Here is a 26,459-nt window from a genome sequence, read left to right as displayed (position 1 = left end):
ACGGTCGGTAGCGTCAGGGCATGCGCGTGCACGTGGTCTCCGACGTCCACGGCGACGTGGAGGGCCTCGCCCGCGCGGGCGAGGGTGCCGACGCGCTCGTCGTGCTCGGCGACCTGATCGACTTCATCGACTATGCCGACCCCACCGGCGGCATCGTCGGGACGGTGCTGGGGGCCGACGTCAGCGCCGAGCTGGCCCGGCTGCGCCGCTCCGCCGACCGGCACGCCCTGCGCGCGTACGCGACCGAGGCGTGGAAGGCGGTCGGGAACCCGCGGGCTCTGGTCGAGGAGGCGGTGGCCGAACAGTACGCCCGGCTGTTCGCCGTGCTGCCCGCGCCGACCTGGGCGATCCCCGGCAACGTCGACGTCCCGCACCTCTGGGCGCAGCACGCGGGGCCGCACGTCCACCTGCCCGACGGCAAGGTCGCCGAGATCGGCGGCCTGCGCTTCGCGTTCGTCGGCGGTGCGCCGCTGCCGCGTGGTGTCGCGTTCACCCCCGGCCCGGCGTGGCGGCCCAACCTCGTGTCGTGGGACGACTACGCGGCGGTCGTCGACGGGTTCTCCGCCGTCGACGTCCTGTGCAGCCACGTCCCGCCGGCGCTGCCGGAGCTGGCCTACGACGTCGTCACCCGCGGACCGGAGGCCACCGGGCCCGGGCTCGTCGAGGTGATCGACCGGGACCGGCCGCGCGCGGCGCTGTCCGGGCACGTCCACCAGCCGCTCGCGCAGCGCGTGCGGCGCGGCCGGACGGAGTGCGTCAACGTCGGCTACTTCCGCCGCCGACCCACCCCGTACGTGCTGCGGTGGTGACGGGTCGCGCGGGCGGCGGGGCGGTAACCTCCGCGGCATGGCCGACGCGACCACCTCCTCGATCTCCATCGCCGCGGACCCGCAGCGGGTCATGGCGGTCATCGCCGACTTCGAGGCGTACCCGAAGTGGGCCGAGCAGGTGAAGACGGTCGAGATCCTCGACGAGGCCGACGGCCGCGCCCGCCGCGTCCGGTTCACGATGGACGCCGGCCCGATCAAGGACTCCTACACCCTCGACTACGACTGGGCGCCGGACGGCAACTCGGTCAGCTGGAACCTGGTCAAGGGCCAGATGCAGAAGTCGCAGAACGGCTCCTACGTGCTGGTCGCCGACGGCGACTCGACGACGGTCACCTACTCGCTGGCCGTCGACCTGAACATCCCGATGATCGGCATGCTCCGCCGCAAGGCCGAGAAGGTGATCATCGACACCGCGCTGAAGGGGCTCAAGCGTCGCGTCGAGCAGGGCTGAACCCGGCACTCCCGCTTTCGTGACTACCCTCGTCGACGTGCGTGTCGTGCTGTTCACCGGCAAGGGCGGGGTCGGGAAGACGACCCTGTCGGCGGCGACGGCCGCGCACCTGGCCAGGTCCGGCCGCAAGACGCTCGTCGTCTCCACCGACCCGGCGCACTCGCTCGGCGACGCCCTCGACGCCCCGCTCGACGGCGATCCCCGCGAGCTGCCGCAGGCCGGGGGGCTCTTCGCCGCGCACATCGACACCCGCGTGCTGCTCGACGGGGCATGGGGGGCGTTGCAGGGGCACCTGCGCACGCTGCTCGCCGGGATCGGGGTCGACGAGATCGTCGCCGACGAGCTGACCGTCCTGCCCGGCGTCGAGGACCTGCTCGCGCTCGCGGAGGTCCGCAGGCTCGCCGAGTCGGGCCCGTGGGAGGTCGTCGTCGTCGACTGCGGGCCGACGGCCGAGACCCTGCGCCTGCTCGCCCTGCCCGAGGCGCTCGCCGGCTACCTGGAGCGACTCTTCCCCGCGCACCGGCGGGCGGTCCGAGGGATGCTCGCCGGGCTGACGGGCCGCGGCGCGGCCGAGTCCGCGGCCCGGCTCGACCGCACCGTGGACGCGCTCGACGGGTTGGCCGAGCAGCTGAGCGGGCTCGCCGCACTGCTCGTCGACCCCGCCCGCAGCAGCGTCCGCCTGGTGACGACGCCCGAGCGGGTGGTCGTCGCAGAGACCCGCCGGACGCAGACAGCCCTTGCGCTGCAGGGCATCCGGGTCGACGGGCTCGTCGTCAACCGGGTGCTGCCGGCGCCCTCGACGTCGCTGCGGGGACCGGCGGCGCGATGGCTGCGCGAGCGGCACACCGAGCAGCAGGCCGTCCTCGACGAGCTCACCGCATCTGCCGCGGGCGACGACGTCGTCCTGCGCACCCTTGGCTACGCGGCGGCGGAGCCGACCGGGGTCGCGGCGCTGCACACGCTCGCCGACGCTCTGTACGGCGAGGACGACCCGGTCCCCGCGCCCGCCGCCGCGCGCCCGCCGCTGGCCGTGCGCCGCACCGCGGGGGAGGGCACCGCGCTCGACTCCGAGTTCGAGCTGGCGCTGCACCTCCCGGGCGCCGACGAGGGCCGGCTCGACCTGGCCAGGGTGGGTGACGACCTGGTGGTCACCGTCGGGCTCGCGCGCCGCCCCGTGACGCTGCCGTCGGTGCTGCGCCGCTGCGAGGTCGTGTCGGCCCGGCTCGACGGTGCCCGCGAGGCCGCAACCCTGCGCGTGCTGTTCCGCCCCGATCCCGCGGTGTGGATGCGATGACCGACGCGACGGGGACGACGGGGACGACGGGGACGACGACGGGGACGACGGCCGGGGAGGCCGGGGACGGCGCCTGCGGCGGGCACGCCGGGATGGCGGGTGAGCTGCGCACCCTCGTCCTCGGCGTGCTCGACCGGGTGCAGCCCGCCCTCGACCGGTTGCTCGCCGACGCCGCCGCCGCGGAACCGCGGTCCGCGCCCACGACCTGTGCGACCTGTCCGGTGTGCGCGGTACTCGCCGTCCTGCGCGGCGAGCGCCCCGAGCTCGCCGCCCGGCTCGCCGAGCAGGCGGGCGGTCTGGTCGCGGTGCTGCGCGCCGCGCTCGAGGAGGGCGCGGGCGCCGCCCCGCCCGCCGCCGACACCGGCCCGGCCACCTCGCGGCCGCGGGTCCAGCGCATCACCGTCGCCCGCGGATGACGCCGACACGACGGACGGGCCCGCACGGCCCGCCCGCGGCGCCCCTCGCCGTCGGTGTGGACGTGGGCGGGACGAGCGTGCGCGCGGGCGTCGTCGACGCCGACGGCCAGATCCTCGACACGTGCCGGGCCGCGACGGCGGCGGGCGAGGCGGCGCTGGAGGACACGGTGAGCGGCATGGTCGGCGACCTGGCGCGCCGGCACCCGGTCGCGGCCGTGGGTCTCGCGCTGGCCGGCTTCGTCGCGGCCGACCGCGACCACGTCCGGTTCGCGCCGCACCTGCCGTGGCGGGACGCGCCCGTCGCCGACCGGATCGGGTCGCGGCTGGGCCTGCCGGTCGTCGTCGAGCACGACGCCAACGCCGCCGCGCTGGCCGAGCGCCGGTTCGGTGCGGCGGCAGGGGCGTCGACCGTCGTGTTCGTGGCCCTGGGCACCGGCATCGGCGCCGCGCTGCTCGTCGACGGCGCGCTCTACCGCGGCGCCCACGGGGTCGCCCCCGAGCTGGGCCACCTGCGGGTGGTGCCCGACGGACGGCCCTGCCCGTGCGGCAAACGTGGCTGCTGGGAGCGCTACTGCAGCGGCACCGCGCTCGCGACGACCGCCCTGGAGCTGCTCGGCGCCGATCGTTCGGGGTCGTCGGTGCTGGCCCGCGAGGCGGCGGCCGACCCGGCGCGGATCAGCGGCCAGCGGGTGGCTGCGGCGGCGCGGGAGGGCGACCGGGTCGCCCGCCGTGCCGTCGCCGACCTGGGCCGCTGGCTGGGGGAGGGCCTCGCCCTGGTCGCCGACGTGTTCGACCCGGAGCTGGTCGTCGTCGGAGGTGGGGTGTCGGAGTCGGCGCCGCTGTTCCTCGACGACGCCCGCGCGCACTACGCGCGCGTCGTCACCGGGGCCGGGCACCGGCCGCTCGCGCGCATCCGCACCGCGCAGCTGGGCGACGCCGCGGCGGTCGTGGGGGCCGCGCAGCTGGCCCGGGAGGCCGTGACCGGCAGGGCGTGACCGTGACCTGCGGAGCGTGACCCGTTTGCCGTCCGGTGACCCGCCGACGGGGCTCCTACAGGACGGCGCCGTCGTCGTCGTCCGGGTCCTCGTCGTCGGCCGGGGTCGGCCACAGCCGCAGCACGAGCCAACCCAGCCCGGCCGCGAGCGACAGCAGCCCCAGCGGGAGCCCGTAGACCGACGACATGCCCAGCACGCTGGGCGCCACGACCAGCAGCAACCCCAGGCCCAGCAGGACGATGCCGACGATCGCCGGTGGCCCCAGGCGCGGCAGCGGCGGCGGCTCGGGCGGGACGAAGTGCTCGTCGAGCGGGTCGGCGAGGTCGTCGCGCGCGGTCTCGGGGATGCCGACGGCGGGCGTCGAGGTCTCGTCGCCCGATGCGGACGCGGGACGACCGAGGGGCGACGCCGGGTCGCCGGGCGCCGCGTCGTCGGACAGCGGTTCGGCGGGCTCCGCGGCCGTCGGCCACTGCGGCACCGAGCCCTCGTCGCGCCATGCGGCGACGATGCGGTCGAACTCGTCGAGATCGGGATCGCGGTCCCGGTCGCCGGTTCCCGGACCCCAACGATCGTCGGGATCGTGGTTCATCCGGCACCTCCCCGCCCTCGGCACGCCCCGGCCGGGGCCGCCGGGGTGCGCTCGCGTCCATCCTGACACGTCCCGCGCCGGATGGGACCGTCTCGTCCGCATCGTGACCCACCGATGCCGGATTGGCTCTGAATGTCCTGTTGTCGACGGCCTGTCGGAGGACCCGAATCGATCCGCTGGCCACGCACCGGGGCCGTCCGTAGGCTGTGCCCCGGTCGCGCAGAGGGGAGCCCGCACCGGTGCTGTACTGGTGGTCGAAGTTCGTGCTGCTCGGCCCGCTGATGCGCCTGCTGTGCCGGCCGACGATCGAGGGTCTGGAGAACATTCCCGAGAAGGGTGCGGCGATCCTCGCCAGCAACCACCTCGCCGTCGTGGACTCGTTCTTCCTGCCGCTGCTCGTCCCCCGGCGGATCACGTTCCTGGCCAAGCGCGAGTACTTCACCGCGCCGGGCGTCGTCGGCTTCCTGAAGAAGCAGTTCTTCACCGGCGTCGGGCAGGTGCCGGTCGACCGCTCCGGCGGGTCCGCGGCCCAGGACGCGATGGACACCGCGGTGCGGCTGCTGCGCGAGGGCAAGTTGCTCGGCATCTACCCGGAGGGCACCCGCTCGCCCGACGGACGGCTCTACAAGGGCAAGACCGGCGTCGCGCGGATGGCACTGCAGGCGGGGGTGCCCGTCGTCCCGGTCGCGATGATCGGCACCGACAAGGTCAACCCGATCGGGTCGCGGATCTGGAAGCCGCATCCCGTGCACATCAGGGTGGGCGAGCCGCTGGACTTCTCGCGCTACGCGGGCATGGCCGGCGACCGGTTCATCGAGCGCTCGATGACCGACGAGATCATGTACTCGCTCATGGAGCTGTCCGGGCAGACCTACGTCGACCTCTATGCGGCGTCGGTCAAGGAGAAGGCGGCCGCCGCGACGGCCGACCGCGTGCCCGGCACCAGGGCCGGCTGAGGACGCGGCCGCCGTGCACGGCCCTGCTGCCGACGAGATCGTCTTCCGGTTGCTGCGGCCCGAGGAGGGCGGCGTCCTCGTCTCGCTGATCGAGACCGTCTACGGCGACAGCTACGACGTCCGGTGGGTCTACGACGTCGACGAGGTGTGCGCGCGCCTCGCCGACGGCCGCTACGTGTCGGTCGTCGCCGAGACACGGGCCGGCGAGCTGTTGTGCCACATGGGGATGAGCCTCTCGGCGGCCGGCGACGTCGTGGCGCACAGCGGGCAGGCGGTGACGCTGCCCGCCGCGCGCGGCCGGCACGTGTTCACCCGCACCAAGCGCTTCCTGTCCGACTGGGCGCGCGAGCGCGGCCTGTGCGGGATGTACGCCGAGGTCACCGCCGTCCACCCGTACAGCCAGAAGGCCGACCTCGCCGCCGGCGCGCACGAGACCGGTTTCCTGCTCGGCTGGATCCCGGCGAGCGTCAGCAACGACGCGGCCCTCGACCGGCGGCGACGGCGGCGCTCGGCCGCGTTCTTCTACACCAAGCTCGCCGACGGCACCCCGCGCAGCGTGTACGCCCCGGAGCGGCACCTGCCGGTCGTCGCCCGCACCCTGCAGGTGTGCGACCTGCGCGGCGCCCCGGCCCGCCCGCCCGCCGACGCCGCGTTGCCCGCCAGGAGCGTGCTGCACGTCGACGTCGACCGGGACCACGCGATCGGGCTCGTCACCGTGACCGCGCCGGGGGCCGACCTCGCCGACGTGGTGCGCGCCGAGCGGCACCACCTGTTCCGCCACGCGGGCGCCGACGCCGTCTACCTCGACCTGCCGCTCGACGACCCCGCGACCGCCCTCGTCGCCGACCACCTCGAGGAGCTCGGGGTCTCCTACGCGGGGATCTTCCCCAACCACCGGGCCGACGGCGACGTCCTGCGCATGCAGTCGCTGCACCGGGTCCGGGTCACCGCGGACGACGTCGTCGTCGCCTCCGACCACGGGCGCGACCTGTTGGACTACGTGCTCGGCGACCTGGCGGCGGGAGCGCGCGGCTGACCCGGCCCGGCCGTGCCCGCGCCGCCCGCCCGGCGTGCGACGACGGCCGACGGGCGCGCGGGTCGCGCGGATCCTCGCGCGTGTCCGGGGATGTGCGACGCCGTGCGACGCGGTGCCGACGGGCGGTCCGTAGGCTCGGCTGCGGCCCGCAGGCCGTCGCCCGGTGCGGTCGGCGTCGCGGGCCGCCCGGTCCGCCGCTGCGACCCGGGTGCGTACCGCAGGGCGTACACGCGCCCGGCCTGCAGGAACGGAACGGAATGCGGTTCTTCTACGACTGCGAGTTCATCGAGGACGGCACCACGATCGACCTGGTCTCGATCGGCGTCGTCGGTGAGGACGGACGTGAGTTCTACGCCGTCTCGACGGAGTTCGACCCCGGCCGCGCGGGTGCCTGGGTCCGGGCGAACGTGCTGCCGAAGCTGCCGTCGCCCGCCGACCCGGCCTGGCGTTCACGGGCGGCGATCCGGACCGACCTGCTCGCCTTCCTGACCGGCGCCCCCGGCGAGGTCGAGCTCTGGGCGTGGATCGCGGCCTACGACCACGTCGTGCTGTGCCAGCTGTGGGGAGCGATGCCTGCGCTGCCGCGGGCCCTGCCCCGGTTCACCCGCGAGCTGCGGCAACGCTGGGAGGACGCCGGGCGGCCGCCGCTGCCGCCCCCGTCGTCGGACGCGCACGACGCGCTCGCCGACGCCCGGCTCAACCTGCGTCGCTGGGAGGCGATCGAAGCGGCGGTCGCGGCCCGCTGAGCTGCGGGTCCGCGACCGCCGTGCCGTGGCTGTCGTCGGGGCGTGCGTCGGGGGAGGGTCAGGTGAAGATGCTCACCCCGCCGGGGCCCACGAGCAGCCCGACGATGATGAGGACGATGCCCCACAGCAGCTGGCGGCGCACGATCGCGACGATGCCCGCGACGACCAGGACGACGGCGAGGATCCACAGGAGAGTTGCCATGCGGGGGGAGTACACACGGCGTCCGATGTGGAATCGGTCCGTCCGGGTGACGACAGCGCCCGGACGGAGCAGCCGACCCCCGGCGGTGTCCGGCCGAACGGTCGCCTGCGAGGGGTCGGGCCGCGCGCCGTCGCCCTTCCGTGACGGCTTAACCTGGCGTACGTGAACTGGTCGGTCGACGCCCCCGTCGAAGTGCTGCCCGAGCTGCCGCCGCTGCCCGCGGACCTGCGTACCCGTCTCGACGAGGCGCTGTCGCGGACCGCCGCCCAGCAGCCGGACTGGCCCGACGCCGAGCAGGTCGCGCACGTGCGCACCGTCCTGGAGAGCGTCCCGCCCGTCACGCTGCCCGCCGAGGTCGACCGGCTGCACGAGCGGCTGGCCGACGTCGCCAACGGGCGCGCGTTCCTGCTGCAGGGCGGCGACTGCGCGGAGACGTTCGTCGACAACACCGAGCCGCACATCCGCGCGACGATCCGCACGCTGCTGCAGATGGCGATCGTGCTGACGTACGGCGCCTCGTTGCCCGTGGTCAAGCTCGGCCGGATCGCCGGGCAGTACGCCAAGCCGCGCAGCTCGCCGACCGACGCGCTCGGGCTGCCGTCCTACCGCGGCGACATCGTCAACTCGATCGTGGCCGACCCGGCCGCACGGGTGCCCGATCCGTCGCGCATGGTCCGTGCCTACGCCAACGCGAGCGCCGCGATGAACCTCGTGCGCGCGCTGACGGCCACCGGCATGGCCGACCTGTCGATGGTCCACGACTGGAACAAGGACTTCGTGCGCACCTCGCCGGCGGGTGAGCGCTACGAGGCGTTGGCCGGGGAGATCGGCCGGGCGCTGCAGTTCATGGACGCGTGCGGCGTCGAGGACTACCGCATGCACACCACCGAGTTCTACGCCTCGCACGAGGCGCTGCTCATCGACTACGAGCGCGCGATGCTGCGCCTGGACTCCCGCACCGAGACGCCGCGGCTCTACGACCTGTCGGCGCACTTCGTGTGGATCGGCGAGCGCACCCGCCAGCTCGACGGTGCCCACGTCGCCCTCTTCGAGCTGCTGGCCAACCCCATCGGGCTCAAGCTCGGCCCGACGACGACGCCCGAGCAGGCCGTCGAGTACGTCGAGCGGCTCGACCCGAAGAACGTGCCCGGCCGGCTCACCCTCGTCAGCCGGATGGGCAACGGCAAGGTCCGCGACGTGCTGCCCGCGATCGTGGAGAAGGTCACCGCGTCGGGGCACAAGGTCATCTGGCAGTGCGACCCCATGCACGGCAACACCCACGAGTCGACGACCGGCTACAAGACCCGGCACTTCGACCGCATCGTCGACGAGGTGCAGGGCTTCTTCGAGGTGCACCGCGCGCTGGGCACCCACCCCGGCGGCATCCACGTCGAGGTCACCGGCGAGGACGTGACGGAGTGCCTCGGCGGCGCGCAGGAGATCTCCGACGCCGACCTCGCGGGTCGCTACGAGACGGCCTGCGATCCGCGGCTCAACACCCAGCAGTCGCTGGAGCTGGCGTTCCTCGTGGCCGAGATGCTGCGGGGCTGAGCTCGCGCCACGGCCGCCGCTCACGACCGGGTCAGAAGACCGTCAGGGTGATCGTGGCGCCCCGCGTCGCGGTCTCCCCGGCGTCGGGGTCCTGACGGACGACGCGGCCGTTGTCGCGGCCGCCGAACGGGAAGTCGGACTCGACCTCGACGGCGAAACCCGCGTCGCGCAGCGTCTGCTGGGCCTCCCGGAGCCGGTCGCCGACGACGTAGGGCACCTCGACCTGCTTGGGCTGGGCCCCCTTGCTGAGCACGAGTGTCACCGGCGCGCCGATGGCCAGCGGCGACCCCGCGGCCGGGTTGGTCCGGACGACGGCGCCCTGCGGCACGGTCTCGCTGAACTCCGTCGCCGTCACCGACTGCACCGGTGTCAGGTCGGCATCGCGGATCTGTTGCTCGGCGGCCGCGACCGCCGCGCCGGGCGCGACGGCCGGCACGACCGGTCTGCCGGTCGACACCGTGAGCCGGACCTCGCTGCCGCGCAGCAGCCGGGACTGCGGCGCGGGCTCGGCCGCGGCGACGACGTCGTCGGCGACGGTGTCGTGATGGGCCTCGGTGACGGTCACGACGAGGTCGGAGTCGGCCAGCAGCTTCTCCGCGGCCGGACGGTCGAGCCCGACGACCGACGGCATCGCCGTCCAGCGGCCCGTCCCCAGCCACCACGCGGCGCCCGCGACGACCGCGCCCAGCAGCAGCACCACGACGATCCACAGCGCGAGCAGCCGGCGGCTGCGGCGCCGGGCGACGCGGTGGTCGGGCATCCCGCGGTCGGCGGGGGCGGCGACGGCGGTGGGCGCGTCGTCGTCGGCGCCGGGCGGGCGCTCCATCGTGCGGGTGCCGCCCGGACCGGGGGGCGCGGCCACCGCGGCGGCGTGCCGGCCCGCGGGGACCGTCGCCTGTTCCTCGACGGGACGCGCCGGCGGCCGCGGCGGCGCCACGCGCGGGACGGCGAGCTGGTCGCGGACCCGGCGCAGGGCGGCCAGGAACGCCGCGGCGTCGGCCGGGCGGGCCGCGGGGTCGCGCCGGGTGGCGGCGAGGACGACCTCGTCGAGCTCAGGGGGAACCTCCGTGGCCACCAGCGACGGCGGCGGGACGTCCTCGTTGAGGTGGCGCATCGCCACCGAGATCGGCGTGTCGCCCACGTAGGGCGGTGCCCCCGTGAGCAGCTCGTAGAGCATGATCCCGGCGGCGTAGACGTCGCTGCGCGCATCGGCGGCGCCGCTGGCGACCTGCTCGGGAGAGAGGTAGGCGAGCGTGCCCATGATCATCCCGACGTGGCTCGCGCCGGCCTGCGCCGCGGCCGTGACCAGCCCGAAGTCGGCGACCTTGACCTCGCCGGCATCGGAGAGCAGGACGTTCTCCGGCTTGACGTCGCGGTGCACCATGCCCTGCCGGTGTGCCTCCGCCAGGCCCGCGAGCACCGGCTCCATCACCGCGAGTGCCGCCGGGACGCCGACGGCCCCGCGGGCGCGCAGCACGTCGCGCAGCGTGCCGCCCTCGACGAGCTCCATCACAAGGAAGAGCGCCCCGTCGGGGGCGTCGCCCTGGTCGTGCACGTCGACGACGGCCGGGTGGTCGATCCGGGCGGCCAGCCGTGCCTCGCGCTCGAAGCGGACCCGGAACGCCGGGTCGGCCGCCATGGCGGGATCGAGGACCTTGATGGCCACCGGGCGGTCGAGCCGGGTGTCGAGGCCGCGGTACACGGTGGACATCCCGCCGCGGGCGATCACCGGACCGACGCGGTAGCGCGCGTCGAGCAGCGCACCAGCGGAACCGGTCGGGGCGTTCACCCCCCGACGGTACCGTCCGTCCGGAGGCTGCCCGTCACGGCCGGTGCTGTGGCATGGTGTGGCGCTGTGAGTGAGCGCCAGCGAGCGAACCGTGGACACAGTGTGCCCGCGAAGCGTCGGCCGAGCCCTGCGAGGCCGTACGGTGAGTGAGGTGTCGGGCACCCCTGCGGTGCTCTCCGACGACGTCGAGACCATGCCGGTCCCCGATGTCGCCCAACTGCTGTCCGTCCCCGTGACCCGCGTGCACCAGCTCGTGCGCGACGGGCACCTGCTGTCCCTGCGTCGCGACGGGGTCACCGTCGTGCCGGCCGACTTCCTGGCGGACGGGGCCGTCGTGAAAGGACTGAGCGGCACGATCACCGTGCTGCGCGACGGCGGCTACGCCGACCCCGACATCCTGCGCTGGCTCTTCGCCGACGACGAGTCGCTACCGGGCACCCCGGTGGCCGCCCTCAAGGAGGGGCGCCACAAGGAGGTCAAGCGCCGGGCCCAGGCGATGGCGTTCTGAGGGTCGTCCGGGGCTCCGCCGCCCCGACGCGGGCCAGGCCCGCCCGGAGCAGTCCCGGCCCCGCGACGGCGATGCGCCGGGCGGTGGGAACCCGGACCCGGCGGTGCAGCACGGCGTCGTAGTCGGCGTCGGCGATCCGGTCGAGGATCCCGCCGTAGAGCGCCGCCGCGCACTCGATGCAGGCCCGGGAGACCGGCTCCAGCATCGGGATGCCGGGCGCCGCGCGCCGGTAGACGCCACGGGTGCGGGCCACGAGGTGCGCCAGCGCGGCGCGGACGCGGGGGTCGCGGGCGCGCCGGCGTCGGCACCACAGGAGCAGGTCACGGTCGACGCCGTGTGCGGCCAGCTCGTCGGCGGGCAGGTACACGCGGCCGCGGTCGAGGTCGTCGCCGACGTCGCGCAGGAAGTTCGTGAGCTGGAAGGCCACCCCGAGGGCGGCGGCGTGCGGTTCGGCCTGCGCCCGGTCGGTCACGGTGCCCAGCACGGGCAGCATCTGCAGACCGATGACCGCCGCCGAGCCGTGCATGTACGGGGCCAGGTCGGCGTAGCGGGCGTAGCCGGTGACGTGGGTGTCCATCCGCATCGACGCGATGAAGTCGGTGAAGTGCCGGTGGTCGATGTCGTGGCGGCGGGCGGTGTCGGCGACGGCCGCGAGCACCGCGGCGCGCGCGTCGCCCGGAGGGGTCGGCGGGTCCCCGCCCAGCGCGGCGGCCAGGTCGTCCGCCAGTGCGTCGAGCGCGGCGGCGCGCTCGGCGGCGGGACGGCCGTCGGAGAGGTCGTCGACGATCTCGTCGGCGTAGCGGGCGAAGCCGTAGAGGGCGTGGACCGCGGGTCGGCGGCGCGCGGGCAGGAGCCGGGTGGCCAGGAAGTAGGTGCGACCGTGGCGGGCGTTGAGCTCCCGGCAGGCGGCGTAGGCCGTCCGCAGACCGGGATCGGTGATCCCGGCCGCGTCGAGCTCAGCCCTGCCGCTGCCCGGCACCGGCAGCCGTCAGCGCGTCGTCCGCGGACGTGGTGGACGTCCCGGCGGCCGGGTCCTTCCGGCGTCGCAGCCGCAGCGGGTCGGGGTGCAGCAGCGACCACGCGGCCAGCCCACAGACCAGCGCGCACCCGGCCAGGTAGCCCCAGTTGTAGAGCGCGGCCTCACCGTTGGGGTAGTAGACGATCACCAGCCACAGCGAGACGAAGACCAGCCACGACAGCGCCTTGGGCGTCCACGCCGTCATCGCGAGCAGCGCGATGCCCCAGCTGAGGTACCACGGCAGCGTCGCGGGGGACAGGACCGCCACCGCGAGCAGCACGATGCCGGCGCGGCGCAGTGCGTCGGGCCCGCCGTCGCGTGCGGCGAGCCACTGCTTGACCCCGATCCACAGCAGCAGCAGGCCGCCGACGATCCGCGCGACGTTGATGAACGGCTGCTTGGGCAGGTTGAAGACCAGGTTGAGGACCCAGTGCACGAGCTCGCCCGCGCCCGTCGGCAGCGACAGCCAGTTCACGATCATCGACGGCGCGCTGAGCGCGGGCAGCCAGCCCAGGTTCACCTGGGCCGCGACCGTGATGAGCGCGAACGTCACGGCGAACACGCCGACGCCGGCCGCGGTGGCCTTGAGGATCCGGACCGTGCGCGACGGACCGGGCATCTGGGCGGCCCACACCAGCACCACGAACGGCAGCGCGACCGCCGCGCTCGCCTTGACCGCCATCGCCGCGGTGACGAGCACGATCGCGATCACCGGCCTGCCGCGCAGCGCGTAGAGCGCGCCGACGGCGAGCAGCCCCATGACCAGCAGGTCGTTGTGGCCACCACCGACCATGTGCACGATCATGACCGGGTTGGCGACCGCGACCCACAGCGCGACGGGGATCCGCCCGCCCATCCGCCGGGTCAGCTCGGGAAGGGCCCACACCAGCAGCACGAGCCCGATGCACAGGACCAGCCGCATCAGGATGACACCCGCGATGACGTTGCCGCCGACCGCGGCGGCGGTGCCCTTGGCCAGCAGGATGAACAGCGGGCCGTACGGGGCCGGGGTGTCCTGCCAGAAGTAGTGGACGTTGTCGGTGAAGACGCCCGGCATCACCTCGGGGCCGACCGCGTAGGGGTCGAACCCGTGCAGCGGCAGCGCGCCCTGCGCGAGATAGCTGAAGACGTCCCGGGTGAACAGCGGCGGCGTCACCAGCATCGGGACCAGCCACACCGCGGCCGTCGTGAGCACCGCGCGGCCGCCGACGCGGCCCGCGATCACCTCGCGGCCCAGCTGCACCCACGCCCACGCCAGCAGCGCGACGCCGATGTAGACCAGCGCCGTCGCGAGCTCCGAGCCGTGGCCGTAGCGCCAGAAGCCGATGGGGCTGTTGGTCAGCCACGGGTCGCGGACCAGGACACCGCCCGCGCCGAAGCCGCCGACGAGCATCAGCAGCGACGCGCCGAGGCCCAGGAGCAGGGGCCTGCGGGGCGGGCTGCCGAACCGGGCCCAGCGGGGCGCGGGCGCCCCGTCGTGGCCGTCCGGTGCCACCACGGCCGTCACCGGCGACGTCGACACCGGACCGGTCGCCGCCCCGCCGGTCGCCGCCCTGCCGGTCGACGCCGCCTCGCCGGCGGGCGCCGCCGAGGGCGCCGAGGACGGCGCCGAGGACGACACGGTGGACGACACCGGGTCCGGTGCCGTCGGCTCGGGGGACGCCGGTCGCGGGACCGGGGTCGAGGGCTGCGCGGTCATGTCGGCGCCCATGCTCGCACGGAGAGTGTCAAGACCTCGTCGGGACCCTGCGGTGCGGCGCGGACCCGTCGCCGGTGTGCCGACGAACGGTCGCCCGCCGACGTCGTGCGGACCCGCCGGTGATCCGCTCGGCGGCGAGCCGCCCCGACACGACGACGGGCGGTATCCCGACGCCGGGCGTCGTGCCGCAGCCCGCGAGCACGACGTTCTCCAGCCCGCGCACCAGGTTGCGCGGCCGGAACGGCCCGGTCTGGGCGAGCGTGTGCGCGAGCGAGAACGGCGTCCCGGCGCCCAGACCCTGCCCGGCCCAGTCGGCGGGTGTGACGGACCGGGAGATCTCGACGTCCGCGTCGAGCCCGTCGAACCCGCGGCCGGCGAGGACCGACAGCAGCTCGTCGCGGTAGGCGGGCCCGACCCGCGCCCAGTCGATCGACGACCGGGCCGTGTTCGGGCACGGCGCCAGCACGAACAGCAGGTCGCGCCCGTCCGGGGCGAGCGTCGGGTCGGTCGCGGTCGGGCGCGTCACCAGCAGCGACGGGTCGCTCATGAGCCGCCCGTCCTCGATCAGCTCGGTGAACGTCCGCTCCCAGGCCGCGCCGAAGGAGATCGTGTGGTGTGCGAGCTCGGGACGGGTGCGGCGCAGCCCCGCGTGCAGCACGACCGCGCTCGGCGACCAGCGCAGCGGCACCGGGCGGCGCGGCACGCGGCCGACGAGCGCGTGGACGACCGGGAGGTCCGGGGTGAGCACGACGGCGTCGCACGGCAGCCGCGCGGCGTCGGCGCCGCCCGTCCCGGCGGAGCCGCGGTGCCGGACGGCGTCCACCCGTCCGCTGCGCCGGTCCAGACCGGTGACGGTGCGGCCGTAGTGGACGACCCCGCCCGCGGCGACGACGGCGTCGGCCAGCGCGGCGCCGATCGCCCGCATGCCCCCGCGGGGGAAGAACACCCCTGCGACGGTGTCCATGTAGGCGATGACGCCGTACGCGCCGAGCGCCCGCTGCGGCGCGACCCCGGCATAGAGCGACTGGAAGGAGAACACCCGCTGCAGCCGCTCGTCGGCGACGCGCCGGGCGACCTGTGGGCCGAGCCGGCCGAACCCGCCCGCGGCCACGAGCCGCGCGAGGTCGGGGACGAGCAGGTCGAGCGGCGAGTCCAGGTTCGCCCCGATGAACCGGTCCATCTCCGCGCGGTACAGCCGGGTGAGCCAGGCCCGCAGGTCGCGGTACCCGGCGGCCGCGGCCGGGCCGCAGGTGCGCCGCACCTCGGCCTCCATCGCGTCGGCATCGGTGTGCACGTCGATCGTCGAGCCGTCGGCGAAGCGGGCGCGGTAGGCGGGGTCGAGCGCGACGAGGTCGAGCCGGTCGGCCAGCCGGTCGCCGACGGCGGCGAACGCGTCGTCGAGCAGGTCGGGCATGGTGAGCACGGTCGGGCCGGTGTCGACGCGGAACGTCCCCGACGGGCCGTCCAGGTCCAGCGCACCGGCGCGGCCGCCCGGGCCGTCGGCGCGTTCCAGGACGGTCACCGCGCGGCCGGCACCGAGCAGGTGCAGCGCGGCGCACAGCCCGGAGAACCCGGCGCCGACCACGACGACGTGATCGGTGCGGCCGGGGACGGTCCGCGGGCTCACCGCTGGCGGCGGGTCGCGGCGACGGCGAGGCCCGCCAGCGCGGCGGCCGCGGGCTCGGCCACCTCGGCACGGGCCAGCGCGTCGAGCGCCGAGGCCGTCAGCGCGGCGATGCGCTCCTCCACGGCGTCGACCGCACCGAGGCAGGTCAACACGTCGCGGACCCGGTCGACGCCCGCCGCGTCGAGGGCCGGGTCGCCCAGCGCGCCCGTGACGACCTGCGCGGACGCCGTGTCGCCGCGCTCGGCGGCGCGTTCGAGAGCGAGCGCGACCAGCAGCGTCCGCTTGCCCTCGCGCAGGTCGTCGCCCGCGGGCTTGCCCGTCACGTCGGGGTCGCCGAAGACCCCGAGCATGTCGTCGCGCAGCTGGAAGGCGATGCCGATGTCGGTGCCGAAGCCGCGGTACGCGGCGACGAGCCGGTCGTCCGCTCCGGCCAGCGCGGCGCCGATGTGCAGCGGCCGTTCGACGGTGTAGGCCGCGGTCTTGAAGCGGTTCACGCGCATGGCCGCCGCGGTGCTCGTGTCGGCCGTGGCCTGCGCCAGGACGTCGAGGTACTGCCCGCAGAGCACCTCGGTGCGCATCGCCCGCCACGGCGCGCCCGCGCGGGCGAGCGCCGCCGCGTCGAGCCCGGAGGACTGCAGGGTGTCGTCGGCCCAGGCCAGCGCGATGTCGCCGAGCAGGATCGCCGCCGCGGCGCCGAAGCGGTCGGCCGGGCCCGACCAGCCGCCGTCGCGGTGGCGGCCCGCGAACTCCACGTGCACGGTCGGGCGGCCGCGGCGGGTCGCCGAGTCGTCGATCAGGTCGTCGTGCACGAGCGCGCAGGCCTGCAGCAGCTCCAGGGCCGACACCGCCCGCAGCGCCGCGCCTGCCGCGGCGGGGTCGCCGCCCGCGCCGCGCCAGCCCCACCAGGCGAACGTCGGCCGGATGCGTTTGCCGCCCCCGACGACGAAGCGCTCCAGCACCCGGAGCGCCTCGGCGACCTCCGGGGCGACGGCGGCGGCGTCGCGCAGCCGGTCGGCGAGGACCGCGGCCAGCTCACGCTCGACGGCTCCGGCGACGTCGGCGTCGACGCGCCGCAGCCCGTCGAGCGGACCGCCGTCGGGCCCGGGGACGGCGGGCCCGGACGCGGCCGGCCGGGCGGCATCGGGTCCGCCGGGCGCGGCGGCGCCGGTGGCGGACGGGGCGAGATCGGCCGCGCCGGAGCGCGCCATCAGCGCGGCCCTCGGTCGGCGGGAGCGGTCGGCTGCTGCACGTCACGAGCCTATCGACCCACCGCGATTCCGCCCGTCGAGCGCGATCGGCACGGTCGATCGGCACGGTCGAAGGTCCTCGTGACCTGCGCTGCGAGTGCCCGTACGCTGGCGCGGTGGTTCGCACCCCCGCCGCCCGCACGACCGTCGTCGAGCGCATGGACGTCGACCGTCCCGTGTTCTCCGTGGAGTTCTTCCCGCCCAAGGACGAGGCGGGCGAGACCCAGCTGTGGCAGGCGATCCGCCGTCTCGAGCCCCTGGACCCGGCGTTCGTCTCGGTGACCTACGGGGCGGGTGGGAGCAGCCGCGACCGCACCGTCCGCACCACGGCGCGCATCGCGTCCGACACCACCCTCGTGCCGATGGCCCACCTCACCGCGGTGTCGCACTCCCGTGCCGAGCTGCGGCACGTGATCGGCTCCTACGCCGCGGCGGGCATCCGGAACGTCCTCGCGGTGCGCGGCGACCCGCCCGGCGACCCGTTGGGCGAGTGGGTCGCCCACCCCGACGGCCTCACCTACGCCGACGAGCTGGTGACGATGGTCCGCAGCCTCGGTGACTTCTGCGTGGGCGTCGCGGCGTTCCCGTACGGCCACCCGCGCTCGACCGACCCCGACGAGGACCTCGCGCGGCTCGTCGCCAAGATCCGCAAGGGTGCCGACTTCGCGATCACCCAGCTGTTCCTGGAACCCGAGGGGTTCCTGCGGCTGCGCGATCGGCTCGACGCCGCCGGCTGCCACGTGCCGCTGCTGCCCGGGATCATGCCGTTGACCACCGTGCGCACCCTGCACCGCGGCCCGGAGCTGTCCGGCGCGCCGCTGCCGCCCGACCTCGTCGCACGGCTCGAGCGCCACGCCGACGACCCGGCCGCGTTCCGCGCCGCCGGCATGGACGCCACGACCGATCTCTGCGAGAAGCTGCTGGCCGAGGGCGTGCGGGGGCTGCACTTCTACACGCTCAACCGGTCTCCGGCGACGATCGAGCTGGTCGGACGGCTGGGGCTGGCCGCGGCGCGCTGAGGGGTCCGCGCTGAGGGGTCCGCGCTGAGGGGTCCGCGCTGAGGGGTCCGCGCTGAGGGGTCCGCGCCGGCGCTCGGCCGTGCCCGGCGAGGTCGCGTGCCGAGGGTGCGCGCGGCCGTCCGGTCAGCGTCCCGCCGGGGTGAGCGGCTCGTTGCGGTCACGGCGGGCCAACGCGACGACACCGACGGAGACCGCCGCGACCAGCAGCGCCAGCCCGAGGGTCCATGCCGTCGCCGAGGGGGCGTTCGGGTCGTCGTAGGCCAGCGAGGCCCGGATGTCGCCGACCTCACCCGGGGTGAAGTTCCAGCTGATCGTCCCGGAGTCGGTGTCCCCGTTGGTGTCGAGCACCTCGCCTGGAGCGCTGATCTTGAGCTGGAAGTCGGCCCTGTCGACGGGAATGGTCGTGAGATCGACCTTGCCGCTCACGAGCACCCGGTTGCCCGCCCGGCGCAACGTGAGCTGGGTGCGCTGGTCGCCGGCCGCGCCCGCGACCGACGTCAGCTGCGCGACCTGGTCGAACGAGAGCCCGCTGAACCGCAGCACCGACCCGGCGTACCCGTCCTGCCGGTAGTCCGAGACGTCCACCTCGGACCGCAGGTCCTCGGGCAGGGTGAGCGTGGGTCCCCGGTCGTCGGGGGTCTTCTGCGGTGTCGCGATCACGACCTCGCCGGTGACGGTGTCGTCGGGCTGCAGGGCGAGTGCCGTCCGGACCCGTGCGCAGCCGCTGAGCGCGCCGAGTACGAGCACGGCCATCAGGACCGCGGACAATGCGCGGCGGCGCGGGGAGCGGACGCCGGTGACGGGCGGGGACTGCATGGCGTCATCGTGCCATCGGGTGGCGGCGGCGCCCCCGCGACGGGCCGAGGCTCAGGCCGGACCCGGTCCCGGCGCGCCCGCCGGGGGCGGGGCCTCCGGCGGGTCCAGCGGCAGCGGGCGGCCCAGCACGGCGAACGGCCGCGAGTCGCCGGTGAACCGGTGCTGGCGCAACAGGTCGACGAACCCGGTGCGCCGGTAGAGCCGCCACGCCCGGCCCGGCGGGCGGTCGCCGTACTCCGGCGTCGAGAGCAGCACCTTCGCGTAGCCGGTGTCGGTCAGCAGGGCGCGCAGCAGACCCTCGCCGAGGCGTGAGCCCTGCGCGTCGGGGCGGACGTGCAGCTCGGTGAGCTCGAAGTAGTCGGACAGCCAGTACGCGGCGTGCGGTGCGTCCCCCAGGCCCCGGCGCACCTCGTCGTACCACCACTGGCCCGCGCCGCCCCCGTAGCCGTAGGCGATGCCGAGCAGCGTGCCGGCGGGGTCGAGCCAGCCGACCGCCCGCCAGCCCGGTCGCCTGCCGTGGTCGAGCCACAGGGTGCGGCGCTGGCGCGCGGTGCTGCGCGGGTAGCCCATCGCCGCGACGTAGACGTCCAGCGCCTCACCGACCCGCGTCGTGAACTCCGCCTGGCTCAGCCTGACCAGCCGGTTGCGTGGAGGTGCCGCGGTCATCGCGGCGTCCGGTCGTGCGGGCGCGCCGCGGGGCGCCGCGCCCCCTGCGGGGACGACGCCGTCGACCGGGCCGAGCTGTGCACCGCGCCATCTCATCACGCCGCGGCGCGTGGGCGCAGCGGCGGTCGACGGGTGGGTCGGTTCGAGGGATGCGTTCGGGCGGGTCGGGGAGATCGTCCCGGTGCCGTCCGGCGACGTGATGGTCGTCGCCGAGGGGGAGGGCGGACACCACGACTGGCTGTTCGAACATGCGTTCGATATGATGGCGGAGGGCGGGCCGGGCGAGGGGAAGCGCTCGGGAACCGGCCCGGAGGTCGTGAGGAGCGTGGTTCACGTGAGGTCACCAGCAGGCTGCCGGTGGGGTCCGGGCGCGCGGGAGGCGGGGATGCCGTGGTGAACGCCTTCAGCCGGGTCTTCGGGTCGCGGTCGCCGACGCCGGTGCAGGTGCGCTGGCAGGACGGCGAGCCGGTCGAGTTCCAGCGCCGTCCGGTGCGCAAGGGTCCGCGGTTCCTGGTCACCGACGTCCGCGAGCGCTGGATCGAGGAGTCCCCGTGGCCGTTCCCGTCGCCGATGCCGGTCGGTGGCGATCGGCTCCGGTGCTGGCGGGTGGCGGCGCGCTCGGCCGAGGAGCCGCAGGCGCCGGAGATGGAGTTCGTGCTGCGGATGCGGGCCGGGCCGGGTGTGTGGGACCTCGTGCGGGTGCAGCGGTGAGCGCGCCGCCCGCACGCGGTACCGGCCCGGTGCCGGCGGGGGAGCGCGTCGACCGCGCCCTCCCGGCGATCGACGGACAGGGCGCGACGGGGGCCCGGGTCGGGGAAGCCCGGGCCGACGGGGAGGAGCGGTGATGAGGTCGAGCGCGGTGGTGCCGACGAGCGGGACGGCCGGGGCGGGGTCGCCCGGGAGGCCGGCCGCGGAACCGGCTGCCGAGGCGGCGGAACCCGCGGGCTCGCCGTCGCCGCGGTCCAGGGGCGGGCAGACGGTGCTGCCGTTCGTGCCGCCGCCGCGGCGCCGGGCGCCGGGTCGTGGGCCGGGTGGGGAAGCCCGGTCGCGGACCGTCGGGCCGGCGGGTCGGCCGGACGGGGATCCGCCCCTCCCGGACGGGACCGGTGGCGATCGCGCGGGCGGCCGCGGTGCGCGGCCCACCGCGCGGCGGCCGTCCGCGGCGGGCGCGCCGACGTCGCGGCACGCCACGAGCCTGCTGCGGCAGGCACAGGAGGGTCTTGCCGAGGCGCACCGGCTCGACGACCCTCTGCTGCGCTACCCGGCCGCCTACCTGTCCGCGCTGCGCGCCGCCGCGGCGGTGCTCGCGATGCGCGCCAGGCCCCAGCCGCGGCGGGGCGGCACCCGCAACGTGTGGGACCTGCTCGCCGGTGTCGCCCCGGAGTTCGGGGAGTGGGCCATGTTCTTCGCGTCCTGCTCGGCGACCCGGGCGGCGGCCGAGGCCGGGCTCGCGCGGCTCGTCGGCAGGCGCGACGCGGACGACCTGCTGCGTCAGGCCGAGCAGTTCGTCGCCCTCGTGGCCGCCGGCATCCCCGCGCGATGAGGTCAGACGATGGGGGGCGGCGCCGCGGCCGGTCGCCCGGCCATGGCCCGGCGGCTGCGCAGGACCCGGCCGAGCAACGCCGTGAACACCGCGGAGACCTCGCGGGCGCCGGGGGTGTCCCAGGCCTGGATCGGCAGGCAGGCCCCCTGCGCCTGCTGCACCGCCGACCGGTCGGGCAGCACGCTGCTGAACACCAGCGGGCCGAAGATGTCACGCAGCTCGGCGATGCGGTACTCGTGCTCGGCGTTGCGGGGGCGGACCCGGTTGATCAGCACGCCGAGGGGCTGGAGCTCGGGGTTGCCGCGATGGCGCTCGGTGTGCACCGCGTCGAACGCGCGCTGCACACCGGAGACGGCGAACATCGTCGGGTCGGTCACGAGGATGGCGCGCTGCGCCGCGGTGAGCGCGCTGCGGGTGAGCTGACCGAGCGAGGGCGGGCAGTCGACGACGACAAGCCGGTACGCGTCGGGATCCTCCGGGTCGTGACCGGCGGCGCGGGCGATCGGGTCGTCCGGGGCGCCCGCCCCGTCGTTGTCGGGCAGCTCGTGCAGCCGCGACAGCGCGCGGGCGAGCCGGTTCAGCTGTTTCGGGCCGGGATCGGGATGGTTGTGCCGCTCCGTCTGCTCGGCGCCGACGAGCACGTCGAGCCCCTCACCCCATCCGCTGGGGGCGATCGCCCGGTGCAGCACGGAGCGTCGCGGATCGTCGAGGACGTCGGCGACCGTCGCGGTCGTCGGCTCGACGTCGAGCGCGATCGTGGCGTTCGCCTGCGGATCGAGGTCGACCAGCAGCGTACGGACGCCGTGGTGGAGCGCGGCACCCGCGAGCCCGAGGGCAACGGTGGTCTTCCCGACACCGCCCTTGAGGCTCAACGTGGCGACGACATGCACGCGATCAACTTACTCTGTCGTGTCTGCCACTACGCTGCGGTCCGTGACTGCGGCGGCGGGAGATCTGCTGGGTGCGTCCGGCGGCAGCCGGGTGGGGCGCGTGCTCGAGGCGGAGCTGGGTCGAGTCCGGGCGGCGCGCCCCGGCCTCCGACCACTGGTCCTCGACGTGGGCGGCGGAAGCGGCGCGTGGGCGGTGCCGCTCGCCGCGGCCGGCTGCACGGTGACCGTCGTCGACTCGAGCCCGAACGCGCTGGCCGCCCTCCAGCGCCGGGCCCGTGAAGCGGGTGTCGGACAACATGTGACCGCGGTGCAGGGCGACGTCGACGCGCTCACCGACTGCGTCGAGTCCGGCAGCGCCGACTTGGTGCTCGGGCACGGGCTGCTGGAGGTGGTCGACGACGCGCGCGGTGCCGTCACGGCGCTCACCGCGGCGGCGGCTCCCGGCGCGGCGGTGTCGGTGCTGGTCACCGGGCGGACGGCGGCCGTGCTCAGCCGGGTGCTCGCCGGGCGGCTCGCCGAGGCCCGTGCCGTCCTCACCGACCCCGACGGCCGGCTCGGCCCGGGGGACAAGCTGCGCCGCCGCCTCGACGGCCCCGGCCTGCGCGAGCTGCTCGCAGGCGCCGGGCTGGAGGTCGAGATCGTGCAGGGCGACGGGGTGCTCGACGCCTGGCTGCCGGGTGCCGTCCGCGACGGCAACGCCCCGGGCGCCGGTGCCGCCGAGATCGCCGAGCTGGAGTCCCTCGCCGCCGGGGTGCCGGCCCTGCGCGAGGTCGCCGCGCGGCTGCACGCACTCGCCCGCCGGCCCTGACCCGCGCGGTTCGCGGCCCGGATGCACGTCCTCGCCCACCCGGGCGGCCGCCGGACCGTGGGTGCCACGACACGCGTACGACCCCGGCAGCCGAGCCGTCGAGTCGCGTCCGCGACGCGGGCACTCCATGTCGCGTCCGCGACGCGGTCGCTCCGCGGCGTGGCCGACACGCCGTGCGCTGTGACACGCTGACGACCCGCACGTGAGGCGCATCTCCGCCGCCGTTCGAAGATCGGACCGTTGTGTTCGGTACTCCGGCTAGTGGACCAGGCGCCGGACTCGTATCCTCTGCACTAGACGTCCACCCCGGGCGCTCGTCGTGTCGTTCCGGCACCATGGAAGATGACCCGACCGAACATCGTGTGCCGGAGGCGAAGCCATGCCCCTCTCCGAGCACGAGCAGCGACTGCTCGACCAGATCGAGCGTGCTCTCTACGCCGAAGACCCCAAGTTCGCGTCGTCCGTCCGCGGCGGCCGACTGCGCAAACCGACCCGGCGCAGGCGCCTGCAAGGCGTACTGATGTTCCTGCTGGGCCTCGTCCTCCTCGTCGTGGGCGTTGCCGTCCGCGCCTTGTGGCTGGCCAGCAGCTTCCCGGTACTGAGCGTCGTCGGCTTCCTGCTGATGCTCGGCGGTGCGGTGCTGGCGGTGACGTCCGTCGGGGCCGGCAACGCGCAGAACGCCCAGGGCAAGAACGCGCCGCCGCCGGACAAGGGCGGCTTCACCGGCAAGATGGAGGAGCGTTTCCGGCGGCGCTTCGAACAGGAATGACCTGACGCGGCCGGGTTCGGTACCCGGTTCTCGACGACGGCGGCCCCACGGGGGTCGCCGTCGTCGTTTCCGGCGGCCGTCGCCCCGGTCGCATCGTCGACCACGGCGGGAACGCCTGGCGACCATCGCCACTCACGGGCGGTTCGGCTCGGACGGCCGCCGCGCCCGCCGACGTGCGGCGCGACGGGACCGCGTCAGACCCCTGCCGGGGTCCGGGGGGCCGGGACGGCGGCGGACCGGCGGCGCAGCACGGACGGGGGGAGCAGCCGGCCGCGCAGCCCGAGGGGGGTGCCGGCGGCGATGCCCGCACGGACGGCCGCCAGCGACGCCGAGAGCGTCGGCCCGTCACCGGCCGCGGGGCCGGCCGCGAACCGCGCGGTCTCGACGGCCGTCACGAGCCGGCGCAGGCCGTCGCGCGCGGGCTCGTCGAGGTCGTGCTCCTCGACGAGCCGCCGGGCGGCCGCGCGCACGGTGTCTGTGACCGGCACGCCCACCCCCCGGTCCGCGGACTCGGCGAGGACCTCGGACCACGCCTGCTCCGCGGCGTCGGGCCCGCCGGCCGCGGTGGCGGCGAGCCGGCGGCGGCGCAGCCGTCGTCGTTGCAGCGCGGGGGCGACGAGCGCGAGCAGCACCAGGAGACCGCCGAGCGCGACGAGCGGCACGACCCACCACGACGACGAGTCGGCGGTCGGCTGCGGCTGGTCGGGCGGCGGGGGCTGGTCCTGCGGGGCCGTCGGCTCGGGCGTGTCGCCGTCCTGCGGCGCGGTGTCCTGCGGCGTGGCGGGCTCGGCGTCGGACCCGCCCTGCTCGTGGGCCTGCTGGACGTAGTTCGGGACGATCGTGCGGCCGTCCGAGAGCGGCGTCGGGTCGAAGGAGGTCCAGCCGTAGTTGTTGAAGTAGACCTCGACCCAGGCGTGCGCGTCGGAGCTGGTGATCAGCCTGCGGTCGCCGTCGACGGTGCCGCCGGTGAACCCGACGGCGACGCGCGTGGGGACGCCGGTGGTGCGCAGCATGACGGCCATCGCCGTCGCGAACTGTTCGCAGTAGCCGGTGCGGCCCTTGGTGAGGAACTCGACGAGCGCGTCGTCGCCCGCTCCCGGCGCGGTGGCGAGGCTGTAGTGGAACTGCGAGTTCGGTCCGGTGAAGTAGTCGACGACGGCCATGGCCTTGTCGAAGGCGTTGGTGCGGCCGCGGGTGACGTCGGCGGTGAGGGCCGCGACGCGCGGGTCGACGCCCGCCACGTTGAGGTACCCGACGTCGACGGCCCCCGGCGCGGGGGTGGCTGCCCGCAGGTCGTCGGCCGTCGGTTGCTGCAGCAGCGCGGTCTGCGTCCAGCTGCTCTCCTCGCGCTGGCGGGTGCTGTAGGCGATGCCGGAGACGGGATCGTAGGACCAGTTGCCGGACAGGCCGTCGACGCGCTGGGGCGTGCCGTACACGGGGAGCCAGTAGTCGCGGAACCCGACGTTGTCGACCGCGACGGTCGCCTTCTGGGTGCCGTCGGGCGCGCCGCCGGGGAGGTCGGTGTCGCCGATGGGGACCCCGGGCGCGGGTGCCGTCGCGACGAACCCGCGGTCGGCGGCGAAGTCGCGCAGCGTCAGCGCCCGCATGTACTGCGGCTGCGGCAGCCCCGACACCTCGAACAGGTCGGCAGGCGTGCCACGGGTGAGCTGGCCCCGCAGCGCGGTGAACGGGTTGAGCCCGATGGCGCCGCTCGCGCTGAGGTTGCCGCTGTTGAACCGGCCCGTCGTCCCGACGGCGGTGAACAGGGATCCGGCGAGCAGCGCGACGACGACCGCGACGGCCGTCATCAGCACGCCCGCGGGAAGTTGGCGACGGGCTCCGCGACGGGTGAGGAGCAGGAGTGCGAAGCCGGCGGCCGCGCCGGTGACCGCCCACCACGGGAGCAGCCTGCCGGTGAGCGCCGTCGGCACGGCGTAGACCGCGAGCAGGGGGACGCCTGCCGCGGCGGGCGCCTGCCCGACGACGGCGATGAGCTGGACGATCAGCCCGACGACGCCGATGCCGGCCGTCGTGAGCAGCAGGATCTCCGGGGTCGACGCGATCGGTGGCACCCCGGTGCTGATCTGGGAACCCGCGCCCGCGACGAGCCGGCCGAACTCCGCGAACGCCGCCGGCCCGGGGAACCACTCGGGGGTGAATGCGACGACCAGGTACTCGAGCATCGCGGCGAGCGCGACGACGGTGGCGACGGCCGCGTGCGCCCGGCGCAGCAGCACACTCACCGCGACGCAGACCGCGACGATCCCGGCCGCGTGCCCGAGCCACGCGATGCCCTGCACGACGGCGGCCACGGGCGCGGACGCGAGCACCGCGGCGATGCCGGCGGCGACGGCGACGTCGATCCCGGCGCGCCGTGGCCGACCTGGTACGGGTGGGCGCGCCGGCCGCGTCGCGGTGGGCGCGGGCCGGTCCCGGGTCGGCGCGCTCACCGCGCGGCCCCGGGGACGAGCCGGCGTCCGGAGCTCAGGTCGGCCCAGCTGGTCCGCGGGTCGGTGTCGGCCCGGGCGACGGTGACGTGCCAGCCTGCCCGGCGCAGGTCGGCGGCGGTGGCGTCGGCGGGCCGGGCGGTGGCACCGTCGTCCCAGCTCGCGACGTCGAGCACGACGGCGTGGCCGCTCGCGGGGCGGCGTTCCAGCAGCGCCGCGACGTCGTCGGAGCTCGTCTCGCCCACGATCGCGACGACGTCGCCCGACGGCGCCAGCAGCGGCCCGTCGAGTGTGGTCCGGGCCGAGACCCGGAGCGTCGCGAGCGCGTCGAGCAGCTCGTCGGCGCCCGTGGCGGGCAGACCGGAGGAGCCCCCGAGCCGGGGGGCCAGCGCCGCGCCGTCCTCGGTCACGACGGTGACCGGCTCGCCCGCGCGGACCAGGTGCAGCGCGATCGACGCGGCCATCGACACGGCGTATTCCAGGCTCGAGGACGGGCCGTCGCCGCGGTGCGCGCCGTCGCGCCGGTCGAGCAGCACGGTGATCTCGC

At 75.7% G+C, this 26,459-nt stretch carries 27 protein-coding genes and 1 pseudogene; 16 read left to right on the top strand and 12 right to left on the bottom strand.

Going from position 1 to position 26,459, the window contains the following annotated elements; genetic code table 11:
• Positions 1-20 precede the first annotated feature (20 nt).
• Genes PSD17_RS23600 through PSD17_RS23580 form a run of 5 tightly spaced genes read left to right on the top strand, consistent with a single transcriptional unit; the run spans position 21 to position 3,986 of the window.
• Complete coding sequence (locus tag PSD17_RS23600) at positions 21-809, top strand: metallophosphoesterase family protein (RefSeq protein WP_339124553.1); 789 nt, start codon at positions 21-23, stop codon at positions 807-809.
• 37 nt (positions 810-846) lie between these two features.
• The gene (locus PSD17_RS23595; protein ID WP_013674893.1) at positions 847-1,281 is read left to right on the top strand and encodes an SRPBCC family protein; all 435 of its coding nucleotides are present in this window, start codon (positions 847-849) and stop codon (positions 1,279-1,281) included.
• Positions 1,282-1,318: 37 nt separating this feature from the next.
• Positions 1,319-2,575: an ArsA family ATPase gene (locus PSD17_RS23590; protein WP_339124551.1), complete on the top strand. Its 1,257-nt coding sequence runs from the start codon at positions 1,319-1,321 to the stop codon at positions 2,573-2,575.
• Complete coding sequence (locus PSD17_RS23585) at positions 2,572-2,991, top strand: hypothetical protein (protein ID WP_339124550.1); 420 nt, start codon at positions 2,572-2,574, stop codon at positions 2,989-2,991. The genes PSD17_RS23590 and PSD17_RS23585 overlap by 4 nt, the downstream gene beginning before the upstream one ends.
• Positions 2,988-3,986, top strand: a complete 999-nt coding sequence (locus PSD17_RS23580) for an ROK family protein (RefSeq protein ID WP_103381562.1) — start codon at positions 2,988-2,990, stop codon at positions 3,984-3,986. The genes PSD17_RS23585 and PSD17_RS23580 overlap by 4 nt, the downstream gene beginning before the upstream one ends.
• 55 nt (positions 3,987-4,041) lie before the next feature.
• On the opposite strand, the gene PSD17_RS23575 is transcribed toward PSD17_RS23580, so the two are convergent.
• Complete coding sequence (locus PSD17_RS23575) at positions 4,042-4,575, bottom strand: hypothetical protein (protein ID WP_013674897.1); 534 nt, start codon at positions 4,573-4,575, stop codon at positions 4,042-4,044.
• A gap of 239 nt (positions 4,576-4,814) precedes the next feature.
• On the opposite strand from PSD17_RS23575, the gene PSD17_RS23570 reads away from it, so the two are divergent.
• The 3 genes from PSD17_RS23570 to PSD17_RS23560 all read left to right on the top strand — a co-directional run bounded on the left by PSD17_RS23570 (position 4,815) and on the right by PSD17_RS23560 (position 7,313).
• Entirely contained in the window at positions 4,815-5,531 is a 717-nt protein-coding gene (locus PSD17_RS23570; RefSeq protein WP_013674898.1) for a lysophospholipid acyltransferase family protein, read from the top strand.
• Between the two features lie 13 nt (positions 5,532-5,544).
• On the top strand, positions 5,545-6,567 hold the full coding sequence (locus tag PSD17_RS23565) for a hypothetical protein (protein WP_339124545.1): 1,023 nt from the start codon (positions 5,545-5,547) through the stop codon (positions 6,565-6,567).
• A gap of 257 nt (positions 6,568-6,824) precedes the next feature.
• A complete protein-coding gene (locus PSD17_RS23560) occupies positions 6,825-7,313 on the top strand; it encodes a polyadenylate-specific 3'-exoribonuclease AS (protein ID WP_339124543.1) in 489 nt (162 codons plus the stop codon).
• Positions 7,314-7,371: 58 nt separating this feature from the next.
• Here the strand turns inward: PSD17_RS23560 and PSD17_RS23555 are convergent, their stop codons facing one another.
• Positions 7,372-7,515 carry a GPGG-motif small membrane protein gene (locus tag PSD17_RS23555; RefSeq protein ID WP_165965732.1) on the bottom strand — a complete coding sequence of 48 codons (144 nt, stop codon included), beginning with the start codon at positions 7,513-7,515 and terminating at the stop codon, positions 7,372-7,374.
• Positions 7,516-7,677: 162 nt separating this feature from the next.
• On the opposite strand from PSD17_RS23555, the gene PSD17_RS23550 reads away from it, so the two are divergent.
• Complete coding sequence (locus PSD17_RS23550) at positions 7,678-9,066, top strand: class II 3-deoxy-7-phosphoheptulonate synthase (protein WP_013674902.1); 1,389 nt, start codon at positions 7,678-7,680, stop codon at positions 9,064-9,066.
• A gap of 31 nt (positions 9,067-9,097) precedes the next feature.
• Here the strand turns inward: PSD17_RS23550 and pknB are convergent, their stop codons facing one another.
• The gene (gene pknB, locus PSD17_RS23545; RefSeq protein WP_158703401.1) at positions 9,098-10,855 is read right to left on the bottom strand and encodes a Stk1 family PASTA domain-containing Ser/Thr kinase; all 1,758 of its coding nucleotides are present in this window, start codon (positions 10,853-10,855) and stop codon (positions 9,098-9,100) included.
• A gap of 142 nt (positions 10,856-10,997) precedes the next feature.
• Here pknB and PSD17_RS23540 point away from each other — a divergent pair, with 142 nt between their 5' ends.
• The gene (locus tag PSD17_RS23540; protein ID WP_013674904.1) at positions 10,998-11,363 is read left to right on the top strand and encodes an Rv2175c family DNA-binding protein; all 366 of its coding nucleotides are present in this window, start codon (positions 10,998-11,000) and stop codon (positions 11,361-11,363) included.
• Here the strand turns inward: PSD17_RS23540 and PSD17_RS23535 are convergent.
• From PSD17_RS23535 to PSD17_RS23520, 4 genes are read right to left on the bottom strand one after another with little or no spacing between them, the layout of a single operon-like run.
• Complete coding sequence (locus PSD17_RS23535) at positions 11,332-12,342, bottom strand: phytoene/squalene synthase family protein (protein ID WP_339124538.1); 1,011 nt, start codon at positions 12,340-12,342, stop codon at positions 11,332-11,334. The genes PSD17_RS23540 and PSD17_RS23535 overlap by 32 nt on opposite strands.
• Entirely contained in the window at positions 12,320-14,080 is a 1,761-nt protein-coding gene (gene mptB, locus PSD17_RS23530; RefSeq protein WP_339124536.1) for a polyprenol phosphomannose-dependent alpha 1,6 mannosyltransferase MptB, read from the bottom strand. Before mptB ends, PSD17_RS23535 begins: the two co-directional genes overlap by 23 nt.
• 28 nt (positions 14,081-14,108) lie before the next feature.
• Positions 14,109-15,707, bottom strand: coding sequence for a phytoene desaturase family protein (crtI, locus tag PSD17_RS23525; protein WP_013674907.1), 1,599 nt, complete (start codon positions 15,705-15,707; stop codon positions 14,109-14,111).
• Positions 15,704-16,915: a polyprenyl synthetase family protein gene (locus tag PSD17_RS23520; RefSeq protein ID WP_339124534.1), complete on the bottom strand. Its 1,212-nt coding sequence runs from the start codon at positions 16,913-16,915 to the stop codon at positions 15,704-15,706. Before PSD17_RS23520 ends, crtI begins: the two co-directional genes overlap by 4 nt.
• Before the next feature lie 197 nt (positions 16,916-17,112).
• Between PSD17_RS23520 and metF the strand changes: the two genes are divergently transcribed.
• The gene (gene metF, locus PSD17_RS23515; protein ID WP_339124555.1) at positions 17,113-17,973 is read left to right on the top strand and encodes a methylenetetrahydrofolate reductase [NAD(P)H]; all 861 of its coding nucleotides are present in this window, start codon (positions 17,113-17,115) and stop codon (positions 17,971-17,973) included.
• 123 nt (positions 17,974-18,096) lie between these two features.
• Here the strand turns inward: metF and PSD17_RS23510 are convergent, their stop codons facing one another.
• A complete protein-coding gene (locus tag PSD17_RS23510; protein ID WP_339124532.1) occupies positions 18,097-18,789 on the bottom strand; it encodes an LppM family (lipo)protein in 693 nt (230 codons plus the stop codon).
• Positions 18,790-18,840: 51 nt separating this feature from the next.
• On the bottom strand, positions 18,841-19,455 hold the full coding sequence (locus PSD17_RS23505) for a GNAT family N-acetyltransferase (protein ID WP_013674911.1): 615 nt from the start codon (positions 19,453-19,455) through the stop codon (positions 18,841-18,843).
• Between the two features lie 393 nt (positions 19,456-19,848).
• On the opposite strand from PSD17_RS23505, the gene PSD17_RS23500 reads away from it, so the two are divergent.
• The 3 genes from PSD17_RS23500 to PSD17_RS23490 are packed head-to-tail and all read left to right on the top strand — an operon-like array spanning position 19,849 to position 20,998.
• Positions 19,849-20,166 (top strand): hypothetical protein, encoded by a 318-nt coding sequence (locus tag PSD17_RS23500; protein ID WP_103384017.1) that lies wholly within the window; start codon positions 19,849-19,851, stop codon positions 20,164-20,166.
• The gene (locus PSD17_RS23495; protein WP_013674914.1) at positions 20,163-20,300 is read left to right on the top strand and encodes a hypothetical protein; all 138 of its coding nucleotides are present in this window, start codon (positions 20,163-20,165) and stop codon (positions 20,298-20,300) included. Before PSD17_RS23500 ends, PSD17_RS23495 begins: the two co-directional genes overlap by 4 nt.
• Entirely contained in the window at positions 20,300-20,998 is a 699-nt protein-coding gene (locus PSD17_RS23490) for an SAV_6107 family HEPN domain-containing protein (RefSeq protein ID WP_339124531.1), read from the top strand. Before PSD17_RS23495 ends, PSD17_RS23490 begins: the two co-directional genes overlap by 1 nt.
• A gap of 2 nt (positions 20,999-21,000) precedes the next feature.
• Here PSD17_RS23490 and PSD17_RS23485 read toward each other — a convergent pair whose 3' ends face one another.
• The gene (locus tag PSD17_RS23485; RefSeq protein WP_013674916.1) at positions 21,001-21,888 is read right to left on the bottom strand and encodes a ParA family protein; all 888 of its coding nucleotides are present in this window, start codon (positions 21,886-21,888) and stop codon (positions 21,001-21,003) included.
• A gap of 43 nt (positions 21,889-21,931) precedes the next feature.
• Here PSD17_RS23485 and PSD17_RS23480 point away from each other — a divergent pair, with 43 nt between their 5' ends.
• A complete protein-coding gene (locus PSD17_RS23480; RefSeq protein WP_339124530.1) occupies positions 21,932-22,696 on the top strand; it encodes a class I SAM-dependent methyltransferase in 765 nt (254 codons plus the stop codon).
• Positions 22,697-23,075: 379 nt separating this feature from the next.
• Positions 23,076-23,465, top strand: coding sequence for a DUF3040 domain-containing protein (locus PSD17_RS23475; protein ID WP_013674918.1), 390 nt, complete (start codon positions 23,076-23,078; stop codon positions 23,463-23,465).
• A 194-nt stretch (positions 23,466-23,659) separates the two neighbouring features.
• On the opposite strand, the gene PSD17_RS23470 is transcribed toward PSD17_RS23475, so the two are convergent.
• Positions 23,660-25,915, bottom strand: a complete 2,256-nt coding sequence (locus tag PSD17_RS23470) for a transglutaminase family protein (protein WP_339124528.1) — start codon at positions 25,913-25,915, stop codon at positions 23,660-23,662.
• Positions 25,912-26,459, bottom strand: a pseudogene (locus PSD17_RS23465) (DUF58 domain-containing protein); the annotation flags it as partial. The pseudogene PSD17_RS23465 and the gene PSD17_RS23470, both read right to left, overlap by 4 nt.

The organism is Pseudonocardia sp. D17, assembly GCF_036984265.1.
Lineage (GTDB): Bacteria > Actinomycetota > Actinomycetes > Mycobacteriales > Pseudonocardiaceae > Pseudonocardia > Pseudonocardia benzenivorans.
Note: the sequence above shows the minus strand (reverse complement) of the source record. Positions and strands in the feature narration are given on the sequence as shown.

What these genes read in the sequence shown, in the direction of transcription:
- PSD17_RS23600 (WP_339124553.1), top strand. Translation starts at nt 21, where the DNA reads ATGCGCGTGCACGTGGTCTCCGACGTCCACGGCGACGTGGAGGGCCTC.
- PSD17_RS23595 (WP_013674893.1), top strand. Translation starts at nt 847, where the DNA reads ATGGCCGACGCGACCACCTCCTCGATCTCCATCGCCGCGGACCCGCAG.
- PSD17_RS23585 (WP_339124550.1), top strand. Translation starts at nt 2,572, where the DNA reads ATGACCGACGCGACGGGGACGACGGGGACGACGGGGACGACGACGGGG.
- PSD17_RS23580 (WP_103381562.1), top strand. Translation starts at nt 2,988, where the DNA reads ATGACGCCGACACGACGGACGGGCCCGCACGGCCCGCCCGCGGCGCCC.
- PSD17_RS23575 (WP_013674897.1), bottom strand. Translation starts at nt 4,575, where the DNA reads ATGAACCACGATCCCGACGATCGTTGGGGTCCGGGAACCGGCGACCGG.
- PSD17_RS23560 (WP_339124543.1), top strand. Translation starts at nt 6,825, where the DNA reads ATGCGGTTCTTCTACGACTGCGAGTTCATCGAGGACGGCACCACGATC.
- PSD17_RS23555 (WP_165965732.1), bottom strand. Translation starts at nt 7,515, where the DNA reads ATGGCAACTCTCCTGTGGATCCTCGCCGTCGTCCTGGTCGTCGCGGGC.
- mptB (WP_339124536.1), bottom strand. Translation starts at nt 14,080, where the DNA reads ATGACCGCGCAGCCCTCGACCCCGGTCCCGCGACCGGCGTCCCCCGAG.
- PSD17_RS23520 (WP_339124534.1), bottom strand. Translation starts at nt 16,915, where the DNA reads ATGGCGCGCTCCGGCGCGGCCGATCTCGCCCCGTCCGCCACCGGCGCC.
- metF (WP_339124555.1), top strand. Translation starts at nt 17,113, where the DNA reads ATGGACGTCGACCGTCCCGTGTTCTCCGTGGAGTTCTTCCCGCCCAAG.
- PSD17_RS23510 (WP_339124532.1), bottom strand. Translation starts at nt 18,789, where the DNA reads ATGCAGTCCCCGCCCGTCACCGGCGTCCGCTCCCCGCGCCGCCGCGCA.
- PSD17_RS23505 (WP_013674911.1), bottom strand. Translation starts at nt 19,455, where the DNA reads ATGACCGCGGCACCTCCACGCAACCGGCTGGTCAGGCTGAGCCAGGCG.
- PSD17_RS23490 (WP_339124531.1), top strand. Translation starts at nt 20,300, where the DNA reads ATGAGGTCGAGCGCGGTGGTGCCGACGAGCGGGACGGCCGGGGCGGGG.
- PSD17_RS23475 (WP_013674918.1), top strand. Translation starts at nt 23,076, where the DNA reads ATGCCCCTCTCCGAGCACGAGCAGCGACTGCTCGACCAGATCGAGCGT.